The sequence below is a fragment of the Deltaproteobacteria bacterium IMCC39524 genome, assembly GCA_029667085.1.
Classification (GTDB): domain Bacteria; phylum Desulfobacterota; class Desulfuromonadia; order Desulfuromonadales; family BM103; genus M0040.
In genome coordinates, this window is sequence record JARUHJ010000002.1 from 315,086 (window position 1) to 336,225 (window position 21,140).

At 51.8% G+C, this 21,140-nt stretch carries 23 protein-coding genes; 20 read left to right on the plus strand and 3 right to left on the minus strand.

What is annotated here, in order from left to right:
• Positions 1–32: 32 nt before the first annotated feature.
• Both P9J64_07100 and rplS read left to right on the plus strand, forming a co-directional pair.
• Complete coding sequence (locus P9J64_07100; GenBank protein ID MDG5468089.1) at positions 33–662, plus strand: hypothetical protein; 630 nt, start codon at positions 33–35, stop codon at positions 660–662.
• A 167-nt stretch (positions 663–829) separates the two neighbouring features.
• Complete coding sequence (gene rplS / locus P9J64_07105; GenBank protein MDG5468090.1) at positions 830–1,177, plus strand: 50S ribosomal protein L19; 348 nt, start codon at positions 830–832, stop codon at positions 1,175–1,177.
• A 213-nt stretch (positions 1,178–1,390) separates the two neighbouring features.
• On the opposite strand, the gene P9J64_07110 is transcribed toward rplS, so the two are convergent.
• On the minus strand, positions 1,391–1,774 hold the full coding sequence (locus tag P9J64_07110; GenBank protein ID MDG5468091.1) for a recombinase family protein: 384 nt from the start codon (positions 1,772–1,774) through the stop codon (positions 1,391–1,393).
• Positions 1,775–1,950: 176 nt separating this feature from the next.
• Here P9J64_07110 and P9J64_07115 point away from each other — a divergent pair, with 176 nt between their 5' ends.
• The 10 genes from P9J64_07115 to P9J64_07160 all read left to right on the plus strand — a co-directional run bounded on the left by P9J64_07115 (position 1,951) and on the right by P9J64_07160 (position 8,861).
• Positions 1,951–2,079 (plus strand): hypothetical protein, encoded by a 129-nt coding sequence (locus P9J64_07115; GenBank protein ID MDG5468092.1) that lies wholly within the window; start codon positions 1,951–1,953, stop codon positions 2,077–2,079.
• Between the two features lie 181 nt (positions 2,080–2,260).
• Positions 2,261–2,587 (plus strand): toxin, encoded by a 327-nt coding sequence (locus P9J64_07120; GenBank protein MDG5468093.1) that lies wholly within the window; start codon positions 2,261–2,263, stop codon positions 2,585–2,587.
• An 85-nt stretch (positions 2,588–2,672) separates the two neighbouring features.
• Positions 2,673–2,990, plus strand: a complete 318-nt coding sequence (locus P9J64_07125; GenBank protein ID MDG5468094.1) for a hypothetical protein — start codon at positions 2,673–2,675, stop codon at positions 2,988–2,990.
• 115 nt (positions 2,991–3,105) lie between these two features.
• The gene (locus P9J64_07130) at positions 3,106–3,462 is read left to right on the plus strand and encodes a hypothetical protein (protein MDG5468095.1); all 357 of its coding nucleotides are present in this window, start codon (positions 3,106–3,108) and stop codon (positions 3,460–3,462) included.
• Between the two features lie 172 nt (positions 3,463–3,634).
• Positions 3,635–3,934: a hypothetical protein gene (locus tag P9J64_07135; protein MDG5468096.1), complete on the plus strand. Its 300-nt coding sequence runs from the start codon at positions 3,635–3,637 to the stop codon at positions 3,932–3,934.
• Between the two features lie 597 nt (positions 3,935–4,531).
• Entirely contained in the window at positions 4,532–5,167 is a 636-nt protein-coding gene (locus P9J64_07140) for a ribonuclease HII (protein MDG5468097.1), read from the plus strand.
• Complete coding sequence (locus P9J64_07145) at positions 5,164–5,526, plus strand: YraN family protein (protein MDG5468098.1); 363 nt, start codon at positions 5,164–5,166, stop codon at positions 5,524–5,526. Before P9J64_07140 ends, P9J64_07145 begins: the two co-directional genes overlap by 4 nt.
• Before the next feature lie 122 nt (positions 5,527–5,648).
• The gene (locus P9J64_07150) at positions 5,649–7,613 is read left to right on the plus strand and encodes an NAD(+) synthase (protein ID MDG5468099.1); all 1,965 of its coding nucleotides are present in this window, start codon (positions 5,649–5,651) and stop codon (positions 7,611–7,613) included.
• A 4-nt stretch (positions 7,614–7,617) separates the two neighbouring features.
• A complete protein-coding gene (gene rsmI / locus P9J64_07155; GenBank protein ID MDG5468100.1) occupies positions 7,618–8,478 on the plus strand; it encodes a 16S rRNA (cytidine(1402)-2'-O)-methyltransferase in 861 nt (286 codons plus the stop codon).
• Positions 8,478–8,861, plus strand: a complete 384-nt coding sequence (locus P9J64_07160; protein MDG5468101.1) for a response regulator — start codon at positions 8,478–8,480, stop codon at positions 8,859–8,861. The genes rsmI and P9J64_07160 overlap by 1 nt, the downstream gene beginning before the upstream one ends.
• 459 nt (positions 8,862–9,320) lie before the next feature.
• Here P9J64_07160 and P9J64_07165 read toward each other — a convergent pair whose 3' ends face one another.
• Positions 9,321–9,599 (minus strand): acylphosphatase, encoded by a 279-nt coding sequence (locus P9J64_07165; protein ID MDG5468102.1) that lies wholly within the window; start codon positions 9,597–9,599, stop codon positions 9,321–9,323.
• The gene (gene ligA / locus P9J64_07170; GenBank protein MDG5468103.1) at positions 9,596–11,611 is read right to left on the minus strand and encodes an NAD-dependent DNA ligase LigA; all 2,016 of its coding nucleotides are present in this window, start codon (positions 11,609–11,611) and stop codon (positions 9,596–9,598) included. Before ligA ends, P9J64_07165 begins: the two co-directional genes overlap by 4 nt.
• A gap of 231 nt (positions 11,612–11,842) precedes the next feature.
• Between ligA and P9J64_07175 the strand changes: the two genes are divergently transcribed.
• The 8 genes from P9J64_07175 (at position 11,843) to mraY (ending at position 21,137) form a co-directional block, all read left to right on the plus strand.
• Complete coding sequence (locus tag P9J64_07175; GenBank protein MDG5468104.1) at positions 11,843–13,108, plus strand: CNNM domain-containing protein; 1,266 nt, start codon at positions 11,843–11,845, stop codon at positions 13,106–13,108.
• A gap of 298 nt (positions 13,109–13,406) precedes the next feature.
• Positions 13,407–13,862, plus strand: a complete 456-nt coding sequence (locus P9J64_07180; protein ID MDG5468105.1) for a division/cell wall cluster transcriptional repressor MraZ — start codon at positions 13,407–13,409, stop codon at positions 13,860–13,862.
• 2 nt (positions 13,863–13,864) lie between these two features.
• Positions 13,865–14,824: a 16S rRNA (cytosine(1402)-N(4))-methyltransferase RsmH gene (rsmH, locus tag P9J64_07185; protein ID MDG5468106.1), complete on the plus strand. Its 960-nt coding sequence runs from the start codon at positions 13,865–13,867 to the stop codon at positions 14,822–14,824.
• Position 14,825: 1 nt separating this feature from the next.
• Positions 14,826–15,143 (plus strand): cell division protein FtsL, encoded by a 318-nt coding sequence (gene ftsL / locus P9J64_07190; GenBank protein MDG5468107.1) that lies wholly within the window; start codon positions 14,826–14,828, stop codon positions 15,141–15,143.
• Positions 15,143–17,122, plus strand: coding sequence for a penicillin-binding protein (locus P9J64_07195; protein ID MDG5468108.1), 1,980 nt, complete (start codon positions 15,143–15,145; stop codon positions 17,120–17,122). Before ftsL ends, P9J64_07195 begins: the two co-directional genes overlap by 1 nt.
• A gap of 23 nt (positions 17,123–17,145) precedes the next feature.
• A complete protein-coding gene (locus P9J64_07200; GenBank protein ID MDG5468109.1) occupies positions 17,146–18,654 on the plus strand; it encodes a UDP-N-acetylmuramoyl-L-alanyl-D-glutamate--2,6-diaminopimelate ligase in 1,509 nt (502 codons plus the stop codon).
• Positions 18,651–20,057, plus strand: a complete 1,407-nt coding sequence (murF, locus tag P9J64_07205) for a UDP-N-acetylmuramoyl-tripeptide--D-alanyl-D-alanine ligase (protein ID MDG5468110.1) — start codon at positions 18,651–18,653, stop codon at positions 20,055–20,057. The genes P9J64_07200 and murF overlap by 4 nt, the downstream gene beginning before the upstream one ends.
• A 3-nt stretch (positions 20,058–20,060) precedes the next feature.
• Positions 20,061–21,137 (plus strand): phospho-N-acetylmuramoyl-pentapeptide-transferase, encoded by a 1,077-nt coding sequence (gene mraY, locus P9J64_07210; protein ID MDG5468111.1) that lies wholly within the window; start codon positions 20,061–20,063, stop codon positions 21,135–21,137.
• Positions 21,138–21,140: the final 3 nt, after the last annotated feature.

Consider the following 21,140-nt stretch of genomic DNA (forward strand, 5'->3'; position numbering starts at 1 on the left):
TACACTGATATTGTTGAGAAGGGGAGGTTGCCATGATTCGATTTGTTTTTCTTTTTGCCCTTGCCATGAGCGTGTTGCTTTTACCCGCCACCGCGGCCGAGCTAGTGATCTCTGAAGATCTGCTTGTTGAGATACCTCTCAGCGAAGGTTGGGCTTTGCATCTGGAGCCGCCCGATGCTCTGGTTAAAGAGATGGCTGGTCATGTGGCCCACGAGCCTGCAGCGGCCAATGCTTCTGCCGCACAGATTGAGAAGGTGACTCGCAAGCGCATGGCGGCCAATGAAGCGTTCGTCTATCATGCGGCAAGCGGGGCTCACCTTGAGATAGATTTCAGCCCTCTCGAACAGGGTGCGTCGGCTCCGAGCACGAAGACCCTGCGGACCTCGGCGGAGTATGCTGCGCAGAGCCTTGAAGGTGAGGAAGATGTCAGCAATGTTGTCTGGGAGGTCCTGCCGGTCAAGATTCAAGGGGCGAGAGAAGCCTTCCAGCTTGTGGCAGATTACCAGCAGCATGATCTCCCTGTGAAGTTCGTCGGCACGATTGGTTATGTGGAGGGTTCTTGGTTTTTCCTTTATTTTACGGACCCTGGGCAGAGGCCTGAAGTCTTTGAACAGATGCAGGAAATGTTGGGAAAACTGGTCGTTCGCCATTCTGATCATTGAGTATTTCTGCCGTTCCACAGGCCGTGACTAGAAGATGTTTCTTATGACGTATTGGGCAGATTTGAAAAGATGACAATTGTTGCAGAAAATAATGACTTTTTGACTTGACTCTCTCACACCTCTTACGGTAAATATCCTGTTCGCTTTACATCAGGAGGCTAAAAACGATGAACGTTATTAATTACATCGGCATGGAAAATATGAGAAAAGATGTCCCTCAGTTCAAGGCGGGGGATACACTGCGTGTGCATGTTAAGATCACTGAAGGTGACAAACAGCGCATCCAGGTTTTTCAAGGTGTCTGCATCAAGCGTCACAACAATGGTGTCGGTTCTTCCTTCACCGTACGCAAAGTGTCCAACGGCATGGGTGTTGAGAGAGTCTTCCCTCTGCACGGACCTTGCGTTGACAGGGTTGAAGTGATGATGGTTGGCCGTGTACGTCGCGCCAAGCTCTACTACCTGCGCAATCTGCAGGGTAAAGCTGCACGTATCAAGGAAATCCGTCAGCGCTAAACTGCAAGACAAAGAGATTTGCAAGCCCCGGTTTTTAAAGCCGGGGCTTTCTTTTTGTCTTCTTCAACAACGGCCATGTTTAGTGGAAAGTTCTGTTAGCGTTGAGTGTTGATGAACTGCCTGAAGCAGCATTATATAGGTGAGTGTGGCAGCGGCAGGTTGCTTAGAACAGAAAAATAGCCACCAGGCATAATTGGTGGCCTTACGATTTGGTTATTGGCAAACCCCAATTTGCCCCTGTTTATACTCGGCATAGAGTCTGTAAACGGAAGATCTGCTGATATCGAAGATTTCACAAATGTCACGTTTGCTAAGCTCGTCAGTTTCAAAAAGCCTAACCATCTCAGAAATTTCATAAGCACTTAGCTTGGCTTTTATCCCGAACTTCACTCCCCGCGCAATCGCTTTCTCGCGACCCTCTTTTGACCGTTCTCTGATTATGCCCCTTTCAAATTCACCAATGGAAGCCAAAAGGTTGAATTGAAGTCTCCCATAAATTGTTGTTGTGTCGATTCCCTGGTCAAGAACAACAAGATCAACGTCCTTCTGCTCAAGCAATTGCACGATGTTAGAGAGATCAACAACTGACCGGGGCATGTCAGCGACGAGGTGGGTAGGACAGCTTTTCATAAGGGATAGAGCAAATGAAACTATCGTTTTCTACAAGAATTGTATTTTTTATAGTTGTTCTTTTCGTCACAGCATGTGGACCAACTCAGCAGCAGCAAACAGTAAAGATGGCTTCAGTAAAATGTCCTGAGTTACGACCTGAAATGTGTACCATGGATTACAACCCGGTCTGCGGCAATCTCGCTGATGGTTCATTTAGAACTTACTCAAATGGTTGTGGCGCTTGCTCCGACTCAAAAGTCACCAGCTACTCTCAAGGCGAATGTAGATGAGCTATATGTAGATGAGTCAGTCGGAGGGTTTCTAGGAGTCGTCCACATCAGCCGATTTTGACTCTCATTAGCCACTGCACAACTTTCAAGACTTCTCAAGTTTGACCAAATGTAATAATTCCGGTAAATTGCCGAGTGTGTCAGTTGCTTGATGAATGAGAAACGGAGGGGCCTGATTCTAATGTCATCGTATACCTACCATCCAACGGTTTGTTTCCAAAGCAAGCTAATCAAAATCCAAAAGCAAGACCCTCCAGGATTTTTACGAATCAACAAAGTCATTGAACGCCTGCTTCATAACCCCGATGATGCTGATGGTCGAATGCGTGGCACTCATCATAGCCGCTTCAAGAAGTATGTTGGACGTGGAGACTATCGGCTAATTTATGAGTGGTGTGCGATCTGTCGCAAAGCAAGTAAAAAGCTAGAAGACCGCTGTGAAAAGTGTGACGAGATAGACGATAATAGCGTCGTCTTCTTTGATGTTTTTCACAAGAATGAAGCCTGAAAAACGTAAAGGTCATACTCTCATAAACCACGCCCTTGAGACGTAAATAAGGGTGTGTCAGGAGCGAGGTATTTAGGACGATATTATGAGGATGACAATAATTTTCATATTGCTACTAACAGTCACAGCATGTGATTGGCTATCTGACGAGTTTGAAGTAATTACTCCGGATGATTTAAATAGGCTCAAATGTGAATGGCAAGATCCTAAAGCATCCCAGTGGTTTTATATTGGCTCTGAAGATGGATACCACAAATTTGTTCACAGTGACCTCCCTGGGGACAAGCTCTACGAAATAAAAACTTCAGAATTTACAATTGATAACCCTATGTATGTTTCAGGTAATAAAGTTAATTGGGTAATAATGCCTTGGGGTCCGACATACGAAGAATGTAAACAATAATGCCTCAACACCACGGTCCCGGAACGCAATTGTTGTTGTGTTAGTCGCAGGGGTTTTGAGGCCTGGATTCAGGGTGAGTGCTACTGCTTTGAAACGTTATTGAACTGGAGAGGATATGCGTAATTTACTGATTATTGAGCATGAAGACAGTGTCAGGGATGACCTTGGATTGTACACGAAGGAGTTAGGCTACAAACCTATTCTTATATCTGACCCTTTGCTCTGTAATGCAGTTAAGTCTGTAGGGCAACAATGTCATGCAAAGAAGTCTTGTGCTGAATTTTTGCTCATTGATAACGATTGCCCAGCTATTGATGGATTAAGCTTGATTGAACTCCAAGCAGAGAAAGGCTGCAAAGTAAATAAACAACGAAAAGCACTTATGGCTAGCACGTTAACAGATAAAGAATATAAAAAAGCAACCACCCTTAAGTGTCATGTGATTCCAAAACCGGAACTTATAAAGCTTTAGAAAACTGGTTGAAGGGTCTCGAACCTTCAACCGTATAGTCCAATTCACAACGCCTTTGATACATGAATTGATGTGTATCAGGACCAAGGTGCATAAGACACTAATTAACTGACTACCTGTGAGGCGATATCAAGCCTACCAGCGTGCAGTATCAATGTTAGAAGCATAAATCATGAATGATGATAAAATAATGTGGAGCCTTGTGGCAGTTTTAATGTTTTTGTTCTTCTGCCACGGTGGGCTACTTCTATATTTTTGCCGGTACCTAAGAACTCGCGGTGTGGTCGATGTCAGCTTTAAAGACACGATCATCATGTCAGTAAATGGGAACATAGAAGGTTTCTACAAAGCTTTTTATGCAACACACAGTCAAGAGTTTGGCAAAGCGAAAACAAAGGCATTGATCATCTGGCAAATCTCATCTCTTGCCTTAATTTTTGTTTTACCTGTTTTGCTGGTATTTGTGCTGTAAAGGTCATTTAACCATCAAACCAACGCAGACGAATAATGCGTCTGCGCTAAACTGAAAACAAAACCTGTAATTGCGATAGTGGCCGTAACCTAGCTTCGCCGCCGGTTATCATGAACGTTACGAAGTGTGTCGGTTCACGGCCCTGAGTCATGATTTCTGGTGTGCCAGGAGCGGGGTTTTTAAGACACCAGGTCCAAGATTCGAGATTGTCAAAACGAGAAAATCATGAACCGTCCGATTGCAATACTGCTGTTAGTCCTAATAATAGTTGGTATGTTGTTCAGCACATTCGCTCTTTTCCAGGGGAAGTTTGTTGAAGCACTTTTAGTATATCCTTTGCTGGTTTTTGCTTATATTCTTTCAAGACGAGGCAAAAACTAGTTTGTCAGTCGCACTCTCCTGACACACCCCTTGCTGGTTTCTCAGAAGTTATGCCAGCAACAATTCCTAGATTACCTTAGGACGTATGAGACTACTCATTCATCAACACAGAACGCTCACAGAGCCTGGTGGGAAACGTCTTATTCACATTTGACTCCTTGAATTGCCAGTAGAAATCCGTTAATACTGTTGGCCACATTTACAAGGTAAGGGCCAATGGTACTATTCCCCGAGTTAGAACAATCCACCCTTTTTTTTGAAGCCATGGCTCGACGTCAGGGCTATCAGGCCGTTGCCGGTATCGACGAGGCCGGTCGAGGTCCCTTGGCCGGGCCTGTGGTTGCAGCTGCAGTCATCCTCCCGGAACATTTCGAGCTCCCTGGCCTGAACGATTCCAAACAGATCTCTGAGAAAAAGCGCAACGAACTTTACCCCTTGATCCATGAGCAGGCCATTGCTGTAGGGATTGGTGTCAGTCGGGCTGATGAAGTCGACCAGATTAATATCCTGCAGGCGACCTTGAAGGGGATGAATCGTGCCGTCGCGCGACTCTCTGTCCCTCCTGATTTTCTCCTCGTAGATGGGATTACCCCTGTTCCGACCCTGATTGAACAGAAGACCCTGAAAAAGGGGGACTCACGTTCACTCTCTATTGCCGCGGCTTCAGTCGTTGCCAAGGTGGTGCGTGACCGGATCATGGTCGCCTACGATCGACTTTTCCCAGAGTACGGTTTTGCCGGGCATAAGGGCTACGGCAGTCAGAAACATCGTGATGCGGTCGCCAAATATGGTCCCTGTATCTGCCACCGGCGCTCCTTTGCCGGTGTCAAAGAGCATTGTGAGGGGCCATGACCCAGGAACGCTTAACTCTGGGACGGCAAGGCGAGGAGGCCGCTGCCCGATATCTGCAAAACCAGGGCATGAAGATTGTTGAACGTAATCTGCGCACTCCGGTCGGAGAAATTGACCTGGTGGTTAAAAGCAAACGCATCCTGGCTTTTGTCGAGGTGAAAACCCGTCGTGGTTCAGCCTTTGGCTCACCCGGCGAGGCGGTGGGGCCACGTAAGCAGCGGCAGATTGTGCAGACCGCCAAATGGTATTTAAACAACAAGCCGCACAAGGGCTTGCAGCCCCGCTTCGATGTGATTGCCATCACCGTGTCCGGCGAGTCTTTTCAGGTTGATTATATCCCCGACGCTTTTGAAGCCTGAACACATTCCTTCACCCTTTTCAGCCAGCCTCGTTCCGATTGCTTTTTCCCGTTCTCCCACATACAATATAACCCTTGTTGTTTCGCTGATATAACCAGAGGCCGAGGAGGTTCAAGGTGACAATGTTACTGCGTGAGTTGGGGATGATTCGGGTGGCGGCGGTTTCCCCGGCATTGAAGGTTGCCGACGTTGCTTTTAACCTGGCTGCGATTGAAGAGGCGACTCTGCAGGCCGCGGACCAAGGCGTGCAACTTCTGGTCTTCCCCGAACTTGCCATGACCGGTTATTCCTGCGGCGATCTCTTTTATCAGCAGAGCTTGTTGGAAAAGGTGCGCGAGGGACTTACAACGCTGACCACCTTAAGCGAACAAACCGGTATGATTCTCATCGTCGGCGCCCCGGTTCGTCAATCCGGACGGCTTTTCAACGCAGCAGTGGTTATGAGCCATGGCCGTATCTGCGGTGTGGTGCCGAAAACCTTTCTCCCTAACACGCAAGAATTTTATGAAGAGCGCTGGTTCTCCAGTGCCTTCGACCTGGTCGATGACCAGCTGGCGTGGCTGGACGAAGCTCCTCCCTTTGGGACCGACCTCCTCTTTGATGTCGATGGTATGCCTGACTGTCTCTTCGGGATCGAGGTTTGCGAGGATGCCTGGGTGGCCAACCCGCCGAGTGGAGCCATGGCCGCCGCCGGCGCAACGCTCCTGATTAATCTTTCCGCAAGCCCCGAAATTCTCGGTAAGTGTTCATACCGGCGAGCCCTGGTTGAGTCTCAGTCCGCACGCTGTCTGAGCGCCTATCTCTATGCGTCGGCGGGGCCGGGCGAATCCAGCACCGACCTGGTCTTCTCCGGCCATTCCCTGGTCGCTGAATATGGCCAGATTCTCGCTGAAACCGAACGCTTTCAATTTGCCTCGCAGATGGCTGTTGCTGATATTGATGTTCAGCGCCTGGTCCATGAGCGTTTGCGCAATAACAGTTACGCAGCCAGTATGACCGATCAGGACTTTCTGCTGGTGCCTGTCGAGGTGACCGAGCGTCAAGCTGATGATCTTATGCGACCGATCGCCAAGACGCCTTTTGTGCCGATTGATCTTGCCGAACGCCAGGGGCGCTGCGAAGAAATTTTTGCCATTCAGACGACAGGCCTGATGAAACGTCTGATGCACACCGGCAGCCAGAAGGTTGTTCTCGGAATCTCCGGTGGTTTGGATTCCACCTTGGCCTTGCTGGTTACGGTCAAGGCCTTCGATCGCTTGAAATGGTCACGCAACGATATTCTCGCGGTCACTATGCCTGGTTTTGGGACCACTGCCAGAACCAAAGGCAATGCCGAAACTCTTGCTGCAGAGCTTGGTGTCGATTTGCGTATGATCAGTATCGATGCAGCTGTTCATCAACATTTTGCAGATATCGGCCAGAACCCTGACAAACACGACATCACCTACGAGAATTCGCAGGCCCGTGAGCGCACCCAGATTCTCATGGATCTGGCCAATCAGGTCGGTGGCCTTGTGGTCGGTACGGGGGATTTGTCGGAACTGGCCCTTGGCTGGGCGACCTATAACGGCGACCACATGTCGATGTACGGGGTCAACGCCTCGGTACCGAAAACCCTGGTGCGTTACCTGATCGAATGGTGTGCTGAAGCCGAGTTCAGCGGCAAAACGGCAGAGGTGCTGCACGACGTCTGTGCCACGCCCGTGTCCCCGGAACTCCTGCCGCCCGATGAAGATGGAGCTATCAGCCAGAAAACCGAGGACCATGTCGGTCCATACGAACTACACGATTTTTTCCTTTTCCAGGTGGTCCGCAACCAGTTTGCACCACGCAAGATCCTCGATCTCGCTTGTCGTGCCTTTGCTGGAGACTACTCTCAGGCAGAGATTCTCAAATGGCTGAAGCTCTTCTATAGCCGCTTCTTTGCACAGCAGTTCAAACGCTCTTGTCTACCCGATGGACCGAAGGTCGGAAGCGTCTCATTGTCACCGCGTGGTGATTGGCGTATGCCGAGTGATGCCAGCGCTAACCTCTGGCTGGAAGAGCTGGATCAGATCGCTGCAGCTGCCGTAGAAAAGGATTTCTGAACGTATGATTGAAGAGCAGGGCGGGCCTCCAACAGGAACTCTCTATATTGTTGCCACGCCGATCGGCAACCTCGAGGATATGACCTATAGAGCCGTCAGGATTCTCGGCGAGGTCGACTTGGTCGCGGCAGAAGATACCAGGCACAGTCGTAAGCTGTTTGCCCATTTCGGTATAAAGAAGCCGTTGATTTCATATCACGATCACAACGAACGGCAGCGGCAGGAGATGCTGGTTGAGAGGTTGCAAAACGGGGAAAATATTGCTCTGATCAGCGATGCGGGAACGCCTTGTATTGCAGACCCCGGTTACCGCCTGATCGCTTCCTGTTACGATGCCGGAATCCGGGTCGTACCGATTCCCGGTCCCTCGGCAACGATTACGGCCTTGAGCGCCGCCGGGGTGGGCACTGATCGTTTCGCTTTTGAGGGTTACCTGCCGCAAAAAACCAAGGCCCGGAAAGATCTGTTCCGTCAATTGAATGGGGAACAGAGGACTCTGGTGTTTTATGAAGCACCACATCGATTGTCAGCCACCCTCTCTGACATGGTCGAAATCTTTGGTTCAGAACGTCAAATCGTTGTTGCACGCGAGTTGACCAAGCTGCACGAAGAGTTTTTCCGGGGGGATATTTCCGCCGCAGTGGCTCGATTTGAACGTGAGCCGGCTCGTGGTGAACTGGTTCTGATCCTTCCACCGAGCACTCAAGGACCGCAGATGAACGTGCGTGAGGCTTTGCGGCAATTGCTCAATGAAGGTGATTTGTCGCGACGTGATGCCGTTAAACTGATTGCCAAGGAATATGGCCTGCCGAGCAGCGATGTGTATCGCGAGAGTCTCAGCTTGGCCGAGGAAGAGGACATCTAATGGCTGAGCAGAAAAGAATTCTGCTGGTAGATGATCACAAGACTGTTTTTCGTCTGTTGGCGGCGATTGTTCGCATCAAGGGCTACGAGCTGATATACGCGGAGAGTGGCCAGCAGGGGATCGTTATGGCGCGCCAGGAGCTGCCAGATTTGATCCTGCTTGATGTCATGATGCCTGATATCGACGGTTTTAAAGTTTGTCAGTATCTCAAGGAAAACCCGGAGACAAAAGACATCCCGGTCATGTTTCTAACGGCAAGAGGTGCTGAGGGTGACCTGAAGACAGGACGTAAGGCCGGAGCTGATGGTTTTATGACCAAACCGTTTCAGACGAGAGAGGTTCTTAAACAGATAGAAAAACTTCTCGATGGCGAGCGCAGTTAGCCTGGCAGACTGTGTAAAGGCACAGTCCGGTTTTGTGAGATCGCGATTTAAACTTTACGAGACCCCACGTTTATTTCTCTTGAACTCTGCTGTATCTTACAAACCATCAAAGGGTGGCCGTGGCAGCGACCTGGAGATAAGCTGAAGATTTTCTGTGGCAGGTAAATCCGAGGCAACCTTCTTCAAAACCTCCTGAAAAAGAATATTTCGCCCCACAGCTCACTACCTCCAGAGCTGTGGGGCTCTTTTTTGCCAAGCACTGGCCAAATATGAACTTGACTTAATCCTGCGACTGTAGTAGCGTTCTTTTCACAAAATATATGACACTCTGTTACAACCCTTCTAAACTGGTTGTACAGAGATTTAGCCCCGGCCTTCCCCTCCAGGAACCGGGGCATTTTTTATGCCGGAAGCTGCCTGAATAAACGCAGTCACTTATCAAGGGCGGCTGATGTGTTTTCAGCGTCGAGCCTCAAATCCGTCAAGTCCTCCATCGAAGTCCTTCCAGCTCACAACGACATCAGTAACTCGAGCCGCAGGAGGACCTTGTCTGCACCATTCAATCGCCTGGTCGACAACAGCTTTCTCACCTTCAAAGACCGCTTCAACGGAACCGTCTGGACAATTCCTGACCCATCCGGTTAAAGCGAGCCGAACGGCGGTTTCCTTGGTTGATTGACGATAAAAAACGCCTTGTACGCGGCCATGAATCTTGAGCTCTGCGCGGACTTTTTTCATAGTGCGACCCCCACCAGCTGGGCGAAAGTCGTTTCATCAAGGACTTTAACGCCAAGCTTTTCCGCTTTAGTCAGTTTGCTGCCGGCATTTTCCCCGGCCAGCACGTAATCGGTTTTTTTGCTGACCGAGCCGGCGGCTCGGCCGCCGGCCTTTTCGACCAATTCTTCGGCTTCTTTGCGCGACCACCTCGACAGGGTGCCGGTGATAACGAAAGTCTTTCCGGTCAAGGGGCCGTCCTGTTGGATTACGGCTTCTGTCTGCGGTTTGACCCCGGCCTCTTGCAGCTTCTCCAGCAGGAGTATCTTCTCGGGGTTATTGAAATAATCGACGATCGATTCGGCGACCTTGTCACCGATCTCGTGAATGGCGATCAATTGTTCAGTGCTGCACTTTGCCAGTTCGTCCAAGGAGGCAAAACGCTTGGCCAGGATCTTGGCGGTGTTCTTGCCGACGTGACGAATGCCGAGCCCGAAGAGGAGCCTTGAAAGGGGCTGGGTCTTGCTGGCCTCAATGGAACGTAACAGCTTTTCCGCAAGAGTGTCGCCCATACGCTCCATGGCGAACATCGCCTCTTTGTCGATCAGGTACAGGTCGGCGAAGTCCTTGATCTTGTTGGCAGTGAGCAGCTGCGATAGTTGCTTTTCACCAAGGCTCTCTATGTCCATGGCGTCGCGTGAGACGAAATGCTTAAAGCTCTCAATGGCCTGGGCGGGGCAACGAGGATTGTTGCAGCGTGGTACGACTTCGCCCGGTTTTTTTTGCACATGGGCCTTGCATTCAGGGCATTCTGTCGGCAGGGGAATCTGACGCTCTTTGCCGGTGCGCTTTTCTGTAAGGACTTTGACAACATCAGGGATGACATCCCCGGCACGCTCGACAATGACATGGTCGCCCACGCGAATGTCGAGACGCTCGATTTCATCCCAGTTGTGCAGGCTGGCCCGGGAGACCGTAACGCCGCTGACGATGACCGGCTTCAGGTAGGCCACAGGGGTGATGGCGCCGGTGCGGCCGACCTGAAGGCCTATGTCTTCGACCAAAGTCTGTTCCTGGCGCGGTGGGAACTTCAGGGCAATCGCCCATCTTGGCGAACGACTGACCATGCCGAGCTCTTCCTGCAAAGCCGTGTCGTTAACCTTGACGACCACACCATCAATCTCGAAGGGCAGGCTGTCGCGTTGTTCCTGAAGTCTTCTGAAAGTGTCGACCACCTTATCGGCGCCCAGGGCAGGAATCGTGTGCTCCAGGTTCACGCGAAGGCCAAGTTTTTCCAGTAATTGCAGAGTTTCAATCTGGGTTGCAGTCACGATGCCCTGCATGCGGCCGACTCCGTAACAGAAGATTCGCAGCGGGCGCTGCGCGGTAATCTTTGCATCGAGTTGGCGCAGGCTGCCGGCTGCAGCATTGCGCGGGTTGGCAAAGGTCTTGTCTCCGGCTTCTTCCTGTGCCCTGTTCAGGGCCTGGAAGTCTGCCAGGTCGATATAGATCTCGCCACGTGCATCGAGGACGTCAGGATAGGGTGCTTTCAGCTTGTGTGGGATGTCGGCAATCGTCCTGACGTTTTCGGTGATATCCTCGCCCACAAAACCATCACCACGGGTGCTGGCTTTTATCAGCTGGCCCTTCTCATAAGTCAGCTCTATAGCCACACCGTCAAGCTTCATCTCGCAGGCGTATTCAAGCTCTTCGGAACGGGCCAGGAAGGTTTTGCGCAAGCTGGTGTCAAAGTCGTGAAACTCTTCGGCGTTCTTGGCATTTTTAAGAGAGAGCATCGGTACAACATGTGGTGAAGGAGCAAACTTTTGCGTGAGCGGTGCGCCGACCTTCTGACTCGGCGAGTCAGGTGTGATCAGGTCAGGAAACTGCGATTCAATCTCCTGTAGCTCGCGGAAAAGAGCGTCATATTCAGCATCGCTGATCTCCGGTTGATCCTGGTTGTAATAGAGCTGGTTGTGGCGTTTGATCTCTGTACAGAGATCGGTGTGGCGTTGTTGGGTGAAAAGGTCGATCATTGGTGTTGCTCCAACAGAAATGGTGAGGGGCTGCCAGTCTTAAATCGCTGCTTAAGGAGTTAATATAACAGATTTTTTCTTCATGCGGGAGAAGGGTTTTAAGTCTTTTTGTTTTGAATTCATTGGGCAAGGGTTCATGTAAATAAAACTTTAGCTGATTGTGTTTCTCTCGCGAGTCAGTTAATATCCTTTAAAGACGTATCCTTACGAAACAACAGGTGATTTAACCCGATGACCACAGATCAATGGCTGCACGTCCTGGGACTCTTAGTCCTCTTTGTCTTCTCGGCCTTTTTTTCCAGTTCTGAAACAGCGCTCATGTCGATGGACCGCTTACGGGTCAAGTACCTGGCAGAAAAGGCGCGCCCTAGTGCCAAGAGTCTGGAGACACTTCTTTCCAAGCCTGACGATTTGCTGAGCGCCATTCTGGTCGGCAACAACCTGGTCAACATCATGATCTCGGTTTTTGCAACAGCTCTTTTTCTCGATCTGTTCGGGAAGGGGGGCGAATTAATGACAATTCTTATTTTGACCCCGCTGTTGCTGATTTTCTCGGAAGTCTGCCCCAAGACGTACGCAGCGACTTACCCGGAGAAACTCTCTTTCCGAGTGCTGCACCCGATCCGTTTCTTCATGTGGATGTTACGTCCGGTGACTGCCGTGGTCAGCGGTGTTTCACGTATCTTGACTCACTTCCTCAGGGGAGAAGATCAGACCCCTTTGATCTCCGAAGATGAAATCCGGTCAATTATCGAGTTCGGTGAAGAATCGGGGGTTGTCGCTGAAGATCAACGCCGTATGCTGCACGGCATTTTTGACCTTTCGCAGAGTCGCGTACGCGACGTCATGGTGCCGCGCACAGAGGTTGTCGGCATCTCTGTTGATGCAGCTTTTAAGGACGTTGTGCAGTTGACTGCTCAGGCCCGACATTCGCGTTTCCCCGTCTACGATGGTGATCTGGATAACGTGGTGGGTGTTATTCATTCCAAAGATGTTCTGAGTTATCTCGAAAAGCCGGATCAGTTCTCATTGCGTGAACTGGCTCGACCTCCATACTTTGTCCCTGAAGCCAAGCCTATTGAAGCCCTGATGCAGGCCTTTCGTCGCAAGCACCTGCACCTTGCCATGGTTGTTGATGAGTATGGCGGGGTCGAGGGGATCTGCACTCTTGAAGATATTGTCGAAGAGATTGTCGGTGAGATCCATGATGAGTACGATGAGGAGGATATCCTTGTCAAACCTCTTGGCGTAAATCTTTATCTTGTGGATGGCAGCGCCGCAATCCGTTACATCAACAGGCGCTTCGGGTTAAGTCTCTCCGAAGAGCATGTCAACACCCTGGCGGGTTTCCTGCTCAACTCTCTGGGGAGTATCCCTGAGGTTGGTGCGCACTGTGAGGTCGATGGCGTTCTCTTTACCGTTCGCGAGGTTGAGGACCGGAGGATTGAGCAAATTGAGGTGCAGCTTCCTGGTCATAAAGACCAGAAAGGGCCGTGATGTTGTAAGGCTGTAAGGCCGGCCCTAAAGCCTTATCGCCTTTCTTGCCGTTTTATGGTTAAGACGTTTTCTTGAGGTTCGCTGCTATCTCATTGAAAAATATAACATTGTATCTAAACCTGTTTTCCGACACTTTGTGAAGGCTCTCGAAATCACCTGCACATAAGCTGTTTTCCAACCTCCGTAAAATGGCCTAACCCCTTAAAAAAATGAAATAAATTCTTGACAGGCCCCCGTATGGCGACTATATTTGCCCAGAAGGTGGTGAATAGTGTAATTTTAGGCCAAAGAGGGCCAAATGGGATTTCAGGGCGTTTATTACAATTCAATCGATGCAAAGGGGCGGGCCAGTATTCCAGCCAAGTTCCGCGAGCAGCTGAAAGAGAACAACCAGGAAGATATTCTGGTTGTCACTCAGGACCGTTGCGGTATCGTCGCCTACCCGCTCTCCGAATGGGAGGGCTTCCTCGAAAAATTCGCACAACTTCCGAACGACCAGTTTCGTGAAGACCTCTATTTTACAACCGTCACTCCCGCAACACATTGCACCTTTGATAAGCAGGGCCGAATCCAGTTGCCGCAATCCTTGCGAGAGTATTGCCAGTTGGATACGGACGGCGTGCGTGATGTTGTCATCGTCGGTGGCGCGCAAAAAATCCAGATCTGGAACAAGACACGATATATCGAAATGCTCGCCGAAGCTGAGCAGCGTCTGGCTGAGGATCGACAGAAGCGTTTCGACTTGGGGCTTTAGTTATGTCTTCGGGTGGGTTCAAGCATGTGTCGGTGATGGCCGAAGAGGTGATGCAATACCTTCAGCCACATAGCGGCGGTGTTTACCTGGACGGCACCCTTGGTGGTGCAGGTCATGCCCGGTTGATTCTCGAGGCGAGTTCTCCCGATGGTGTGTTGATTGGCATGGACCGAGATACGGAAGCTCTTGCTGCAGCGCAGAGAGAATTGGCTTCTTTTGGTGAACGAGTTGTTTTGCGACAGGGGAATTTCTCAGACATGTGTACGCAGCTCGACCAGTTGGAGATTGCTGCTGTTGATGGGATCCTGCTGGACCTGGGCGTTTCTTCCCATCAGATCGATAGCCCGGAGCGCGGGTTCTCTTTTCGCGAGGACGGGCCGCTTGATATGCGAATGAATCCGAAAGAGGGCGTCTCTGCCGCAACAGTGGTTGCAGAAACTGAGGCGGATGAATTGAAAAGGATCTTTCGTGATTATGGTGAAGAGCGTTGGGCCGGAAAGATCGCCCGGGCCATCGTCACAGATCGTGAGAAAACGCCCTTTGTAACAACCCTGCAGTTGGCGGACCTGATCAGTCGGGTCGTGCCGGCAGGCAGGGGGCCGCAGCGGATTCACCCGGCGACCCGGGTTTTTCAGGCGCTGCGTATTCATGTGAATGGCGAGCTTGATAACTTGCGTACTGCTCTGGATACCGTATGGCTGCGCTTGAAGACCGGTGGCCGCCTGGTCGTGATCAGCTTCCATTCTTTGGAAGATCGCATGGTCAAACAAGCCTTTCGCGCCCTGGCAACCGGGTGTGTCTGCCCGCCGCGTTTCGCTGTTTGCGCTTGTGGAGAACAACCGTCGGTTCGCGTACTGACCCGTAAAGCCGTGCGTGCCACAGAATCAGAAACAGAAAACAACCCTCGAGCGCGCAGTGCAGTTTTGCGGGCCATGGAAAAACTCCCGGCGAAAGGGGAATAATATGCCTGATGCTATAGCAAGAGCTTTACCGAAGATTAATGGATTTACTCTGCGTCGACCGAACCTGCTTCCGGTGCTCGGTTTTATTTCCCTTTTACTGATGGTCTCGTTGTTCTTCGTCTGGTCCCGTGTTCAGGTGACCAGCCTGGAATATGAGATGTCGCAACTGGAGAGCAAGTTACGCGGCCTGCGTCAGGAAGCGAGCAACCTCTCCCTGGAAGCCGCCAGCCTGAGAGATCCCGAACGGATTGAGCGGGTGGCACGAAAAGAACTGAACTTGCGCCTGCCTTCGTCCGAGCAGGTGATAACGGTGGATTGATGAAAGAGCTGGAGAAAGGCGTACGTATTCGTATCCGGTTGATCGGGGTGATCTTCACCATCGGTTTTGCCCTGGTGACGATGCGCGCCTTTGATCTCCAGGTCATTCAGGAAGAGCAGTGGCACGAGCGTGCCGACCGCCAGCATCAGAAAACGATTCCCCTGACGCCACAACGCGGGACGATCTTTGACAGTCAAGGTGAAGAGCTGGCCGTGAGCGTTGACGTCGATTCTATCTATGTCGAACCGCGCAAGCTGGAAGACCGTGCCGGCGCAACGAAACAGCTCGCAAAAGCTCTTGGCCTTCCCAAGTCAACGGTTAAGGCCAAACTCAAAGGTAACAGCAATTTTGTCTGGTTGAAGCGTCAGGTGACGCCCAGCCAGAGCGAAAAAATCAAGTCATTAAGCATCAAGGGCGTGGGCATGATCAAGGAACCGCGTCGTTTCTATCCCAACTCGAATATCGCGGCTCATCTTCTCGGTTTTACCGGGCTCGACCCGAAAGGGCTGGAAGGGCTGGAGCTCAAGTATGACAAGCAAATCCTTGGCCGGGGCGGCTACCTGGTCATGGAGCGCGACGCTCTGGGGCGCGGTCTCGGTTCAGGTTTGCCACAGGTTCAAGGCGCCACGCGAGGTAACGATCTCTACCTGACGGTTGATAAGAACCTGCAGTATATCGCCGAACGGGAGTTGGCCGACGGCCTGCGTAAGACCGGTGCCAAGGCTGGAACTGTTGTGATGATGGAGCCGGCAACAGGCAAAATCATGGCGATGGCCAGTTACCCGGAGTATAACCCCAACTCGTTCTTCCGCCACAAGCCTTCCCAATGGCGGAATCGTGCTGTCTGTGACAGCTATGAACCAGGCTCGACCTTTAAAGTGTTTCTCATGGCGGCCGCTCTCAACGAGGCCGTTGTCAGCACAAGTCAGAAGATCGATTGTGAAAATGGCAAGTATCGTGTCGGTGGCAGAAATATCCACGACCATAAGAAGTACCAGAAACTGACGCCTGCCGAGATCATCAAGTACAGCTCGAATATCGGCTCGGCGAAAATCGGTAAAATGCTCGAGAGGAAGGCTTTCTACAGTTATCTCAGGGATTTTGGTTTCGGTCAGCAGACGGGAATCGACTTGCCGGGCGAGGCTGTTGGTCTGTTGCGGGCGCCGAACAGGTGGTTCGAAGCTGACCTGGCAAACATTTCCTTTGGTCAGGGCGTCAGCGTTACACCGATCCAGTTGGCTACAGCCGTATCCACGATTGCTAACGGCGGCTACCTGATGGAGCCCTATGTTGTGGAACGTGTTGTCGACAGTCAGGGGCAGATAAGCCAACAGAATCGACCTCGCGTTGTGCGTAAGGTCATTGCCCGTGATGTCGCACAGACGGTAACGCGGATGATGGAGATGACTACGGAAGACGGTGGCACCGCAACCCATGCCAGGGTCCCTGGTTTCCGGGTTGCAGGGAAGACCGGCACCGCACAAAAGGTTGACGCCGTGACCGGCACCTACTCAGTCGATAAAAGGGTGGCTTCCTTTGTTGGCTTCCTGCCGGCAGAAGATCCAAAACTGGTGATGATTGTCTCCCTTGACGAACCTTATAAGGTGGTTTATGGCGGTCTGACGGCGGCTCCCGTTTTCTCGCGGATTGCAGCCCAGGCCATGCAATACCTCAAGGTGCAACCGAGTGACGCGATCACTGCCAAAGATACCTTGCCGTCATTAGATCAGATTTTTATTGAGGCAACGGCTCAAGGTCGGCAGTTGGAGCAGACCGTTGTCAATTCGGATATCTCCGGTGGGCCTCAGATGCCAAATTTTGACGGTTTGAGCTATCGCCAGGTCCTCGAGGTGATGGAAGAGAAACGGCTGAACGTCAGCTTCCGGGGGCGTGGTCGAGTTGTTGAACAATCGCCTGGTCCGGGCGTGACGATACCCTATGGATCCCCGGTGTGGGTGCGCTTGTCGCCACCCACCTAAGATACGTGCTTGAGACGGACTTTATGAAACTAGCGCAGATCCTGAAAAACTGTTCTTACCAGCAGGTGCATGGAGACATGGACCTTGAGGTGACAGGTATGCACTACGATTCTCGACAGATCGGGGAGGGAGAGGCCTTCTTTGCCCTGCGCGGGGTTGTGAGCGACGGACACGATTTTATCCCCAGCGCGATTGCCGGTGGTGCCGGGGTTGTCTTCTGTGAAGAACTTTTTGAAAGAACTGAGCAGGTCACGGTGGTGCTGGTTGATAATGCCCGGCAGGCCATGGCTTTGGCTGCCGCCGAGTTTTATGGCAATCCGACGGCAGATATGAAGGTCGTCGGTATTACCGGGACCAACGGTAAAACAACCATCACTTACCTGCTGGAAGAGATCCTCGCACAGGCGGATTTATCTCCTGCCGTGGTCGGCACCATCAATTACCGCTACGGAACAGATTTGCGAAATGCTACGCACACCACACCGGAAGCTCTTGACCTGATGAAGCAGGTCCGGGATTTCCACAATAACGGTGCCCGCTCGCTGGTCATGGAAACCTCCTCGCACGCTTTGGAGCAATGTCGTGCTGATGGTGTGCACTTTGATGTTGGGGTCTTTACCAACCTGACACCGGAACATCTTGATTATCACATCGACATGGAGAGCTACTTCAAGAGCAAATACCATCTCTTCAAGGAGTTGCTCCCCCGCGACAATGGCCGGGCCGTTATCAATATAGACGACAGCTATGGTCAACGGCTGGCAGCCATGCTTCCCGACGCTCTGACCTGTGGACGAGCCAGCAACGCCGATATTTATCCGGAAAGTCTGGAGATTTCGCTACAGGGCATCCGCGCCCGAGTGTCAACACCTTCGGGCGTCGTTGATGTCGCTAGTCCTTTGCTCGGTGATTACAACGCTGAGAACCTGCTTTGTGCCATCGGTGCGGCTGTCGCTCTTGGCCTGTCCCCGCAGGTGATTGCCTCCGGCCTGTCGGCCGCGACGGGTGTCCCTGGACGGCTGGAACAGGTAGAGAATGATCGAGGTGCAGTGATCCTGGTTGATTATGCCCATACCGGTGATGCTCTACGGCGTGTCATAGAAGCGATGCAGGCGCTGGCCCCAAAAAGAATTCTGACGATCTTTGGTTGTGGAGGTGATCGTGATCGCACCAAGCGTCCGATCATGGCTGAGGTTGCTGCCCGTGGCTCTAATATCGCGATCGCGACTTCGGATAACCCTCGCAACGAAGATCCTGCGCAGATTCTCAACGATGTGCGGGAGGGCCTGATCAAGGTCCACGCGCGCGAGTGGAGTACGGCGGAAGCGGCCAAGGGTGAGGGCAGGGGCTACGTTGTCATAGAAGACCGTCGTGCTGCCATTCAGTTCGCTGTAGATCTCCTGCAACCCGGAGACCTTCTCCTGGTCGCCGGTAAGGGCCATGAAGATTATCAGATACTCAAAAGCGGGCGTATTCACTTTGATGATCGGGAAGAGTTACGCAAGGCTCTGCAAGATGGAGGTCACCAATGATCCGCATGGACGTGCGCACCATTGCTGAAATCACCGGAGGCCATCTGATGCAGAATGGCGCGTCGGTAGAGCTGCAGGGTTTTTCAACAGACAGCCGCAATTTGCAGCCGGGTGAGTTGTTTATACCGCTTCGAGGCGATAACTTCGATGGCCATGATTACATGAACCAGGCGATTCAGAATGGAGCCGCCGCTTGTTTGAGTGAAGAGATGATCGGGGGCCTGCTGGTCCCGGTGATCAAGGTCAATAACACGCTCAAGGCACTGGGCGACCTGGCTGCAGCCATGCGACGTCAATTTGCCGGTCCGGTTGTCGGCATTACCGGCACTTCGGGGAAGACGACTTGCAAGGAGATGCTTGCAGCTATTCTGGAAAGTACGGGCCCCGGGCTGAAGTCGGCCGGCAACTTCAATAACCTGATCGGTGTCCCTCTGACCCTGTTTGAATTGCAGCCAGAGCATCGTTGGGCCGTTGTCGAGATGGGCATGAGTGAGCGAGGTGAAATCTCCCGGTTAGCAGAAATCGCCCGTCCGAATATTGGCATGATTACCAATGTCGGCGCCGGCCACCTGGAAAACTTCGATGGCATCTCCGGCGTTGCAAGGGCCAAGGGCGAACTCTTTATTGCCCTGCCGAGCGACGGCGTTGCCCTGATCAACGCAGACGACCCGGAAGTGCTCCAGTTACCGGTTGCTAATGGTGTGAGAAGGGTCCTGTTCGGTACTGTTAGCGAGGCCGACGTAAAAGCCGAAAACATTGCCGGGCATAATGGCTCAGTCAGCTTTGACCTGGTTATCGAAGGAAAGGTGAAGAAGGTTGTCTTGCCTCTGCCCGGTCGTCACAACGTTGCTAACGCTCTGGCTGCTGCTGCCGCTGCTTACGTCATTGGTGTTGGCTTGGAGCAGATTGTCAGTGGATTACAAGCTTTCAAACCTTGTCCGGGGCGTATGGAGCTTTTTGTCCTCACTGAAGATATCGTCGTCCTTGATGACAGTTACAACGCCAACCCTCTCTCAGTCCACGCAGCCCTGGATGCTTTGCACGATCTCGGTTCGGCTGGTCGGCGTATAGCCGTTCTGGGAGATATGCTTGAGTTGGGGCCAACTGGCCCGGAGCTGCACCACCATATCGGAGCGCTCGCTGCGGAGCGAGTTGACTGGCTCTTTACCTACGGTGCTCTGGCTGAAGAAATTGCCAGGGGCGCGGTTGAGAGTGGTTTTCCGCAAGAGAGGGTGTTTAGCGCTACAAGTCATGATGAACTCGCCGCGAGTCTTCTCGAAATATTGCACAGCGGCGATCGGGTTCTGGTCAAGGGGTCTCGGGGCATGCGCATGGAAAAGGTGATTGACGCATTGCGTATTGCTCGTCAAACAACGGCTGTAAACGGCAACGGAAGAGGATAAGACGTGCTTTATCATCTGCTCTATCCACTACATACCGAGTTCTCGGTTTTCTATGTTTTCCGGTTTATCACTTTCCGGACGATCTACGCCGCGATCACGGCTTTGGTCATCAGCTTTCTCCTCGGCCCGTGGCTGATCGAGAAGCTCTCGGCGCTGCAAATGGGCCAAAGCATCAGAAAACTGGGCCCGGAATCGCACTTCAAGAAGGAAGGAACGCCGACCATGGGCGGTGCCCTGATTCTTTTTGCGATTGTTCTGCCGACCCTGCTCTGGGCTGATTTAACCAATCTTTACGTGTGGCTGACGCTGCTGGTTACGGTTGGTTATGGCATCATAGGTTTCGTCGATGACTTGTTGAAAGTAAGACTGAAGAATAGTGACGGGCTCTCGCCGCGCAAGAAAATGTTCTGGCAGATGTTGATCGCCTTTGGCGTTGGTTTGGTCCTGATGACCTACCCGGGATTCCAGACGACCCTGGCGTTTCCCTTTTTCAAAGGCTTCAATCCCGATCTTGGCTGGTTTTACGTGCCCTTTGCCATGTTGGTGATTATCGGTGCCAGTAATGCTGTCAACCTGACTGACGGCCTCGATGGCCTGGCCATCGGGCCGGTTATCATCGCAGCTGGGACCTACCTGCTCTTCGCTTATGTCGCAGGTCATGCGACTTTGTCTGATTATTTGCAGATAACGGGCGTAACGGGGGCGGGCGAGCTTTCAGTACTCTGTGGGTCCATGATCGGCGCCGGACTTGGCTTCCTCTGGTTCAATACCTATCCGGCGCAGGTCTTTATGGGGGATGTCGGAAGTTTATCTCTTGGTGGTGCCATTGGAACGATTGCCGTGATTACCAAGCAGGAGATCGTGCTCGTGATTGTAGGGGGAATCTTTGTTATGGAAGCGCTATCGGTTATCGTACAGGTCGCGTCTTTCCGCCTCTACGGCAAACGAATTTTCCGTATGGCTCCGATCCACCATCATTTCGAACTGAAGGGTTGGCCGGAGCCGAAGATTATCGTGCGATTCTGGATTATTAGCATCATTCTGGCCCTGATTGGACTCTCAACGCTGAAGTTGAGGTAGGTG

Bases quoted from the DNA above. Each gene is read 5' to 3' on its own strand.
- P9J64_07100 (MDG5468089.1), top strand. From the start codon at position 33: ATGATTCGATTTGTTTTTCTTTTTGCCCTTGCCATGAGCGTGTTGCTT.
- rplS (MDG5468090.1), top strand. From the start codon at position 830: ATGAACGTTATTAATTACATCGGCATGGAAAATATGAGAAAAGATGTC.
- P9J64_07110 (MDG5468091.1), bottom strand. From the start codon at position 1,774: ATGCCCCGGTCAGTTGTTGATCTCTCTAACATCGTGCAATTGCTTGAG.
- P9J64_07115 (MDG5468092.1), top strand. From the start codon at position 1,951: ATGTGTACCATGGATTACAACCCGGTCTGCGGCAATCTCGCTGATGGT.
- P9J64_07120 (MDG5468093.1), top strand. From the start codon at position 2,261: ATGTCATCGTATACCTACCATCCAACGGTTTGTTTCCAAAGCAAGCTA.
- P9J64_07125 (MDG5468094.1), top strand. From the start codon at position 2,673: ATGAGGATGACAATAATTTTCATATTGCTACTAACAGTCACAGCATGT.
- P9J64_07130 (MDG5468095.1), top strand. From the start codon at position 3,106: ATGCGTAATTTACTGATTATTGAGCATGAAGACAGTGTCAGGGATGAC.
- P9J64_07135 (MDG5468096.1), top strand. From the start codon at position 3,635: ATGAATGATGATAAAATAATGTGGAGCCTTGTGGCAGTTTTAATGTTT.
- P9J64_07140 (MDG5468097.1), top strand. From the start codon at position 4,532: ATGGTACTATTCCCCGAGTTAGAACAATCCACCCTTTTTTTTGAAGCC.
- P9J64_07145 (MDG5468098.1), top strand. From the start codon at position 5,164: ATGACCCAGGAACGCTTAACTCTGGGACGGCAAGGCGAGGAGGCCGCT.
- P9J64_07150 (MDG5468099.1), top strand. From the start codon at position 5,649: ATGTTACTGCGTGAGTTGGGGATGATTCGGGTGGCGGCGGTTTCCCCG.
- rsmI (MDG5468100.1), top strand. From the start codon at position 7,618: ATGATTGAAGAGCAGGGCGGGCCTCCAACAGGAACTCTCTATATTGTT.
- P9J64_07160 (MDG5468101.1), top strand. From the start codon at position 8,478: ATGGCTGAGCAGAAAAGAATTCTGCTGGTAGATGATCACAAGACTGTT.
- P9J64_07165 (MDG5468102.1), bottom strand. From the start codon at position 9,599: ATGAAAAAAGTCCGCGCAGAGCTCAAGATTCATGGCCGCGTACAAGGC.
- ligA (MDG5468103.1), bottom strand. From the start codon at position 11,611: ATGATCGACCTTTTCACCCAACAACGCCACACCGATCTCTGTACAGAG.
- P9J64_07175 (MDG5468104.1), top strand. From the start codon at position 11,843: ATGACCACAGATCAATGGCTGCACGTCCTGGGACTCTTAGTCCTCTTT.
- P9J64_07180 (MDG5468105.1), top strand. From the start codon at position 13,407: ATGGGATTTCAGGGCGTTTATTACAATTCAATCGATGCAAAGGGGCGG.
- rsmH (MDG5468106.1), top strand. From the start codon at position 13,865: ATGTCTTCGGGTGGGTTCAAGCATGTGTCGGTGATGGCCGAAGAGGTG.
- ftsL (MDG5468107.1), top strand. From the start codon at position 14,826: ATGCCTGATGCTATAGCAAGAGCTTTACCGAAGATTAATGGATTTACT.
- P9J64_07195 (MDG5468108.1), top strand. From the start codon at position 15,143: ATGAAAGAGCTGGAGAAAGGCGTACGTATTCGTATCCGGTTGATCGGG.
- P9J64_07200 (MDG5468109.1), top strand. From the start codon at position 17,146: ATGAAACTAGCGCAGATCCTGAAAAACTGTTCTTACCAGCAGGTGCAT.
- murF (MDG5468110.1), top strand. From the start codon at position 18,651: ATGATCCGCATGGACGTGCGCACCATTGCTGAAATCACCGGAGGCCAT.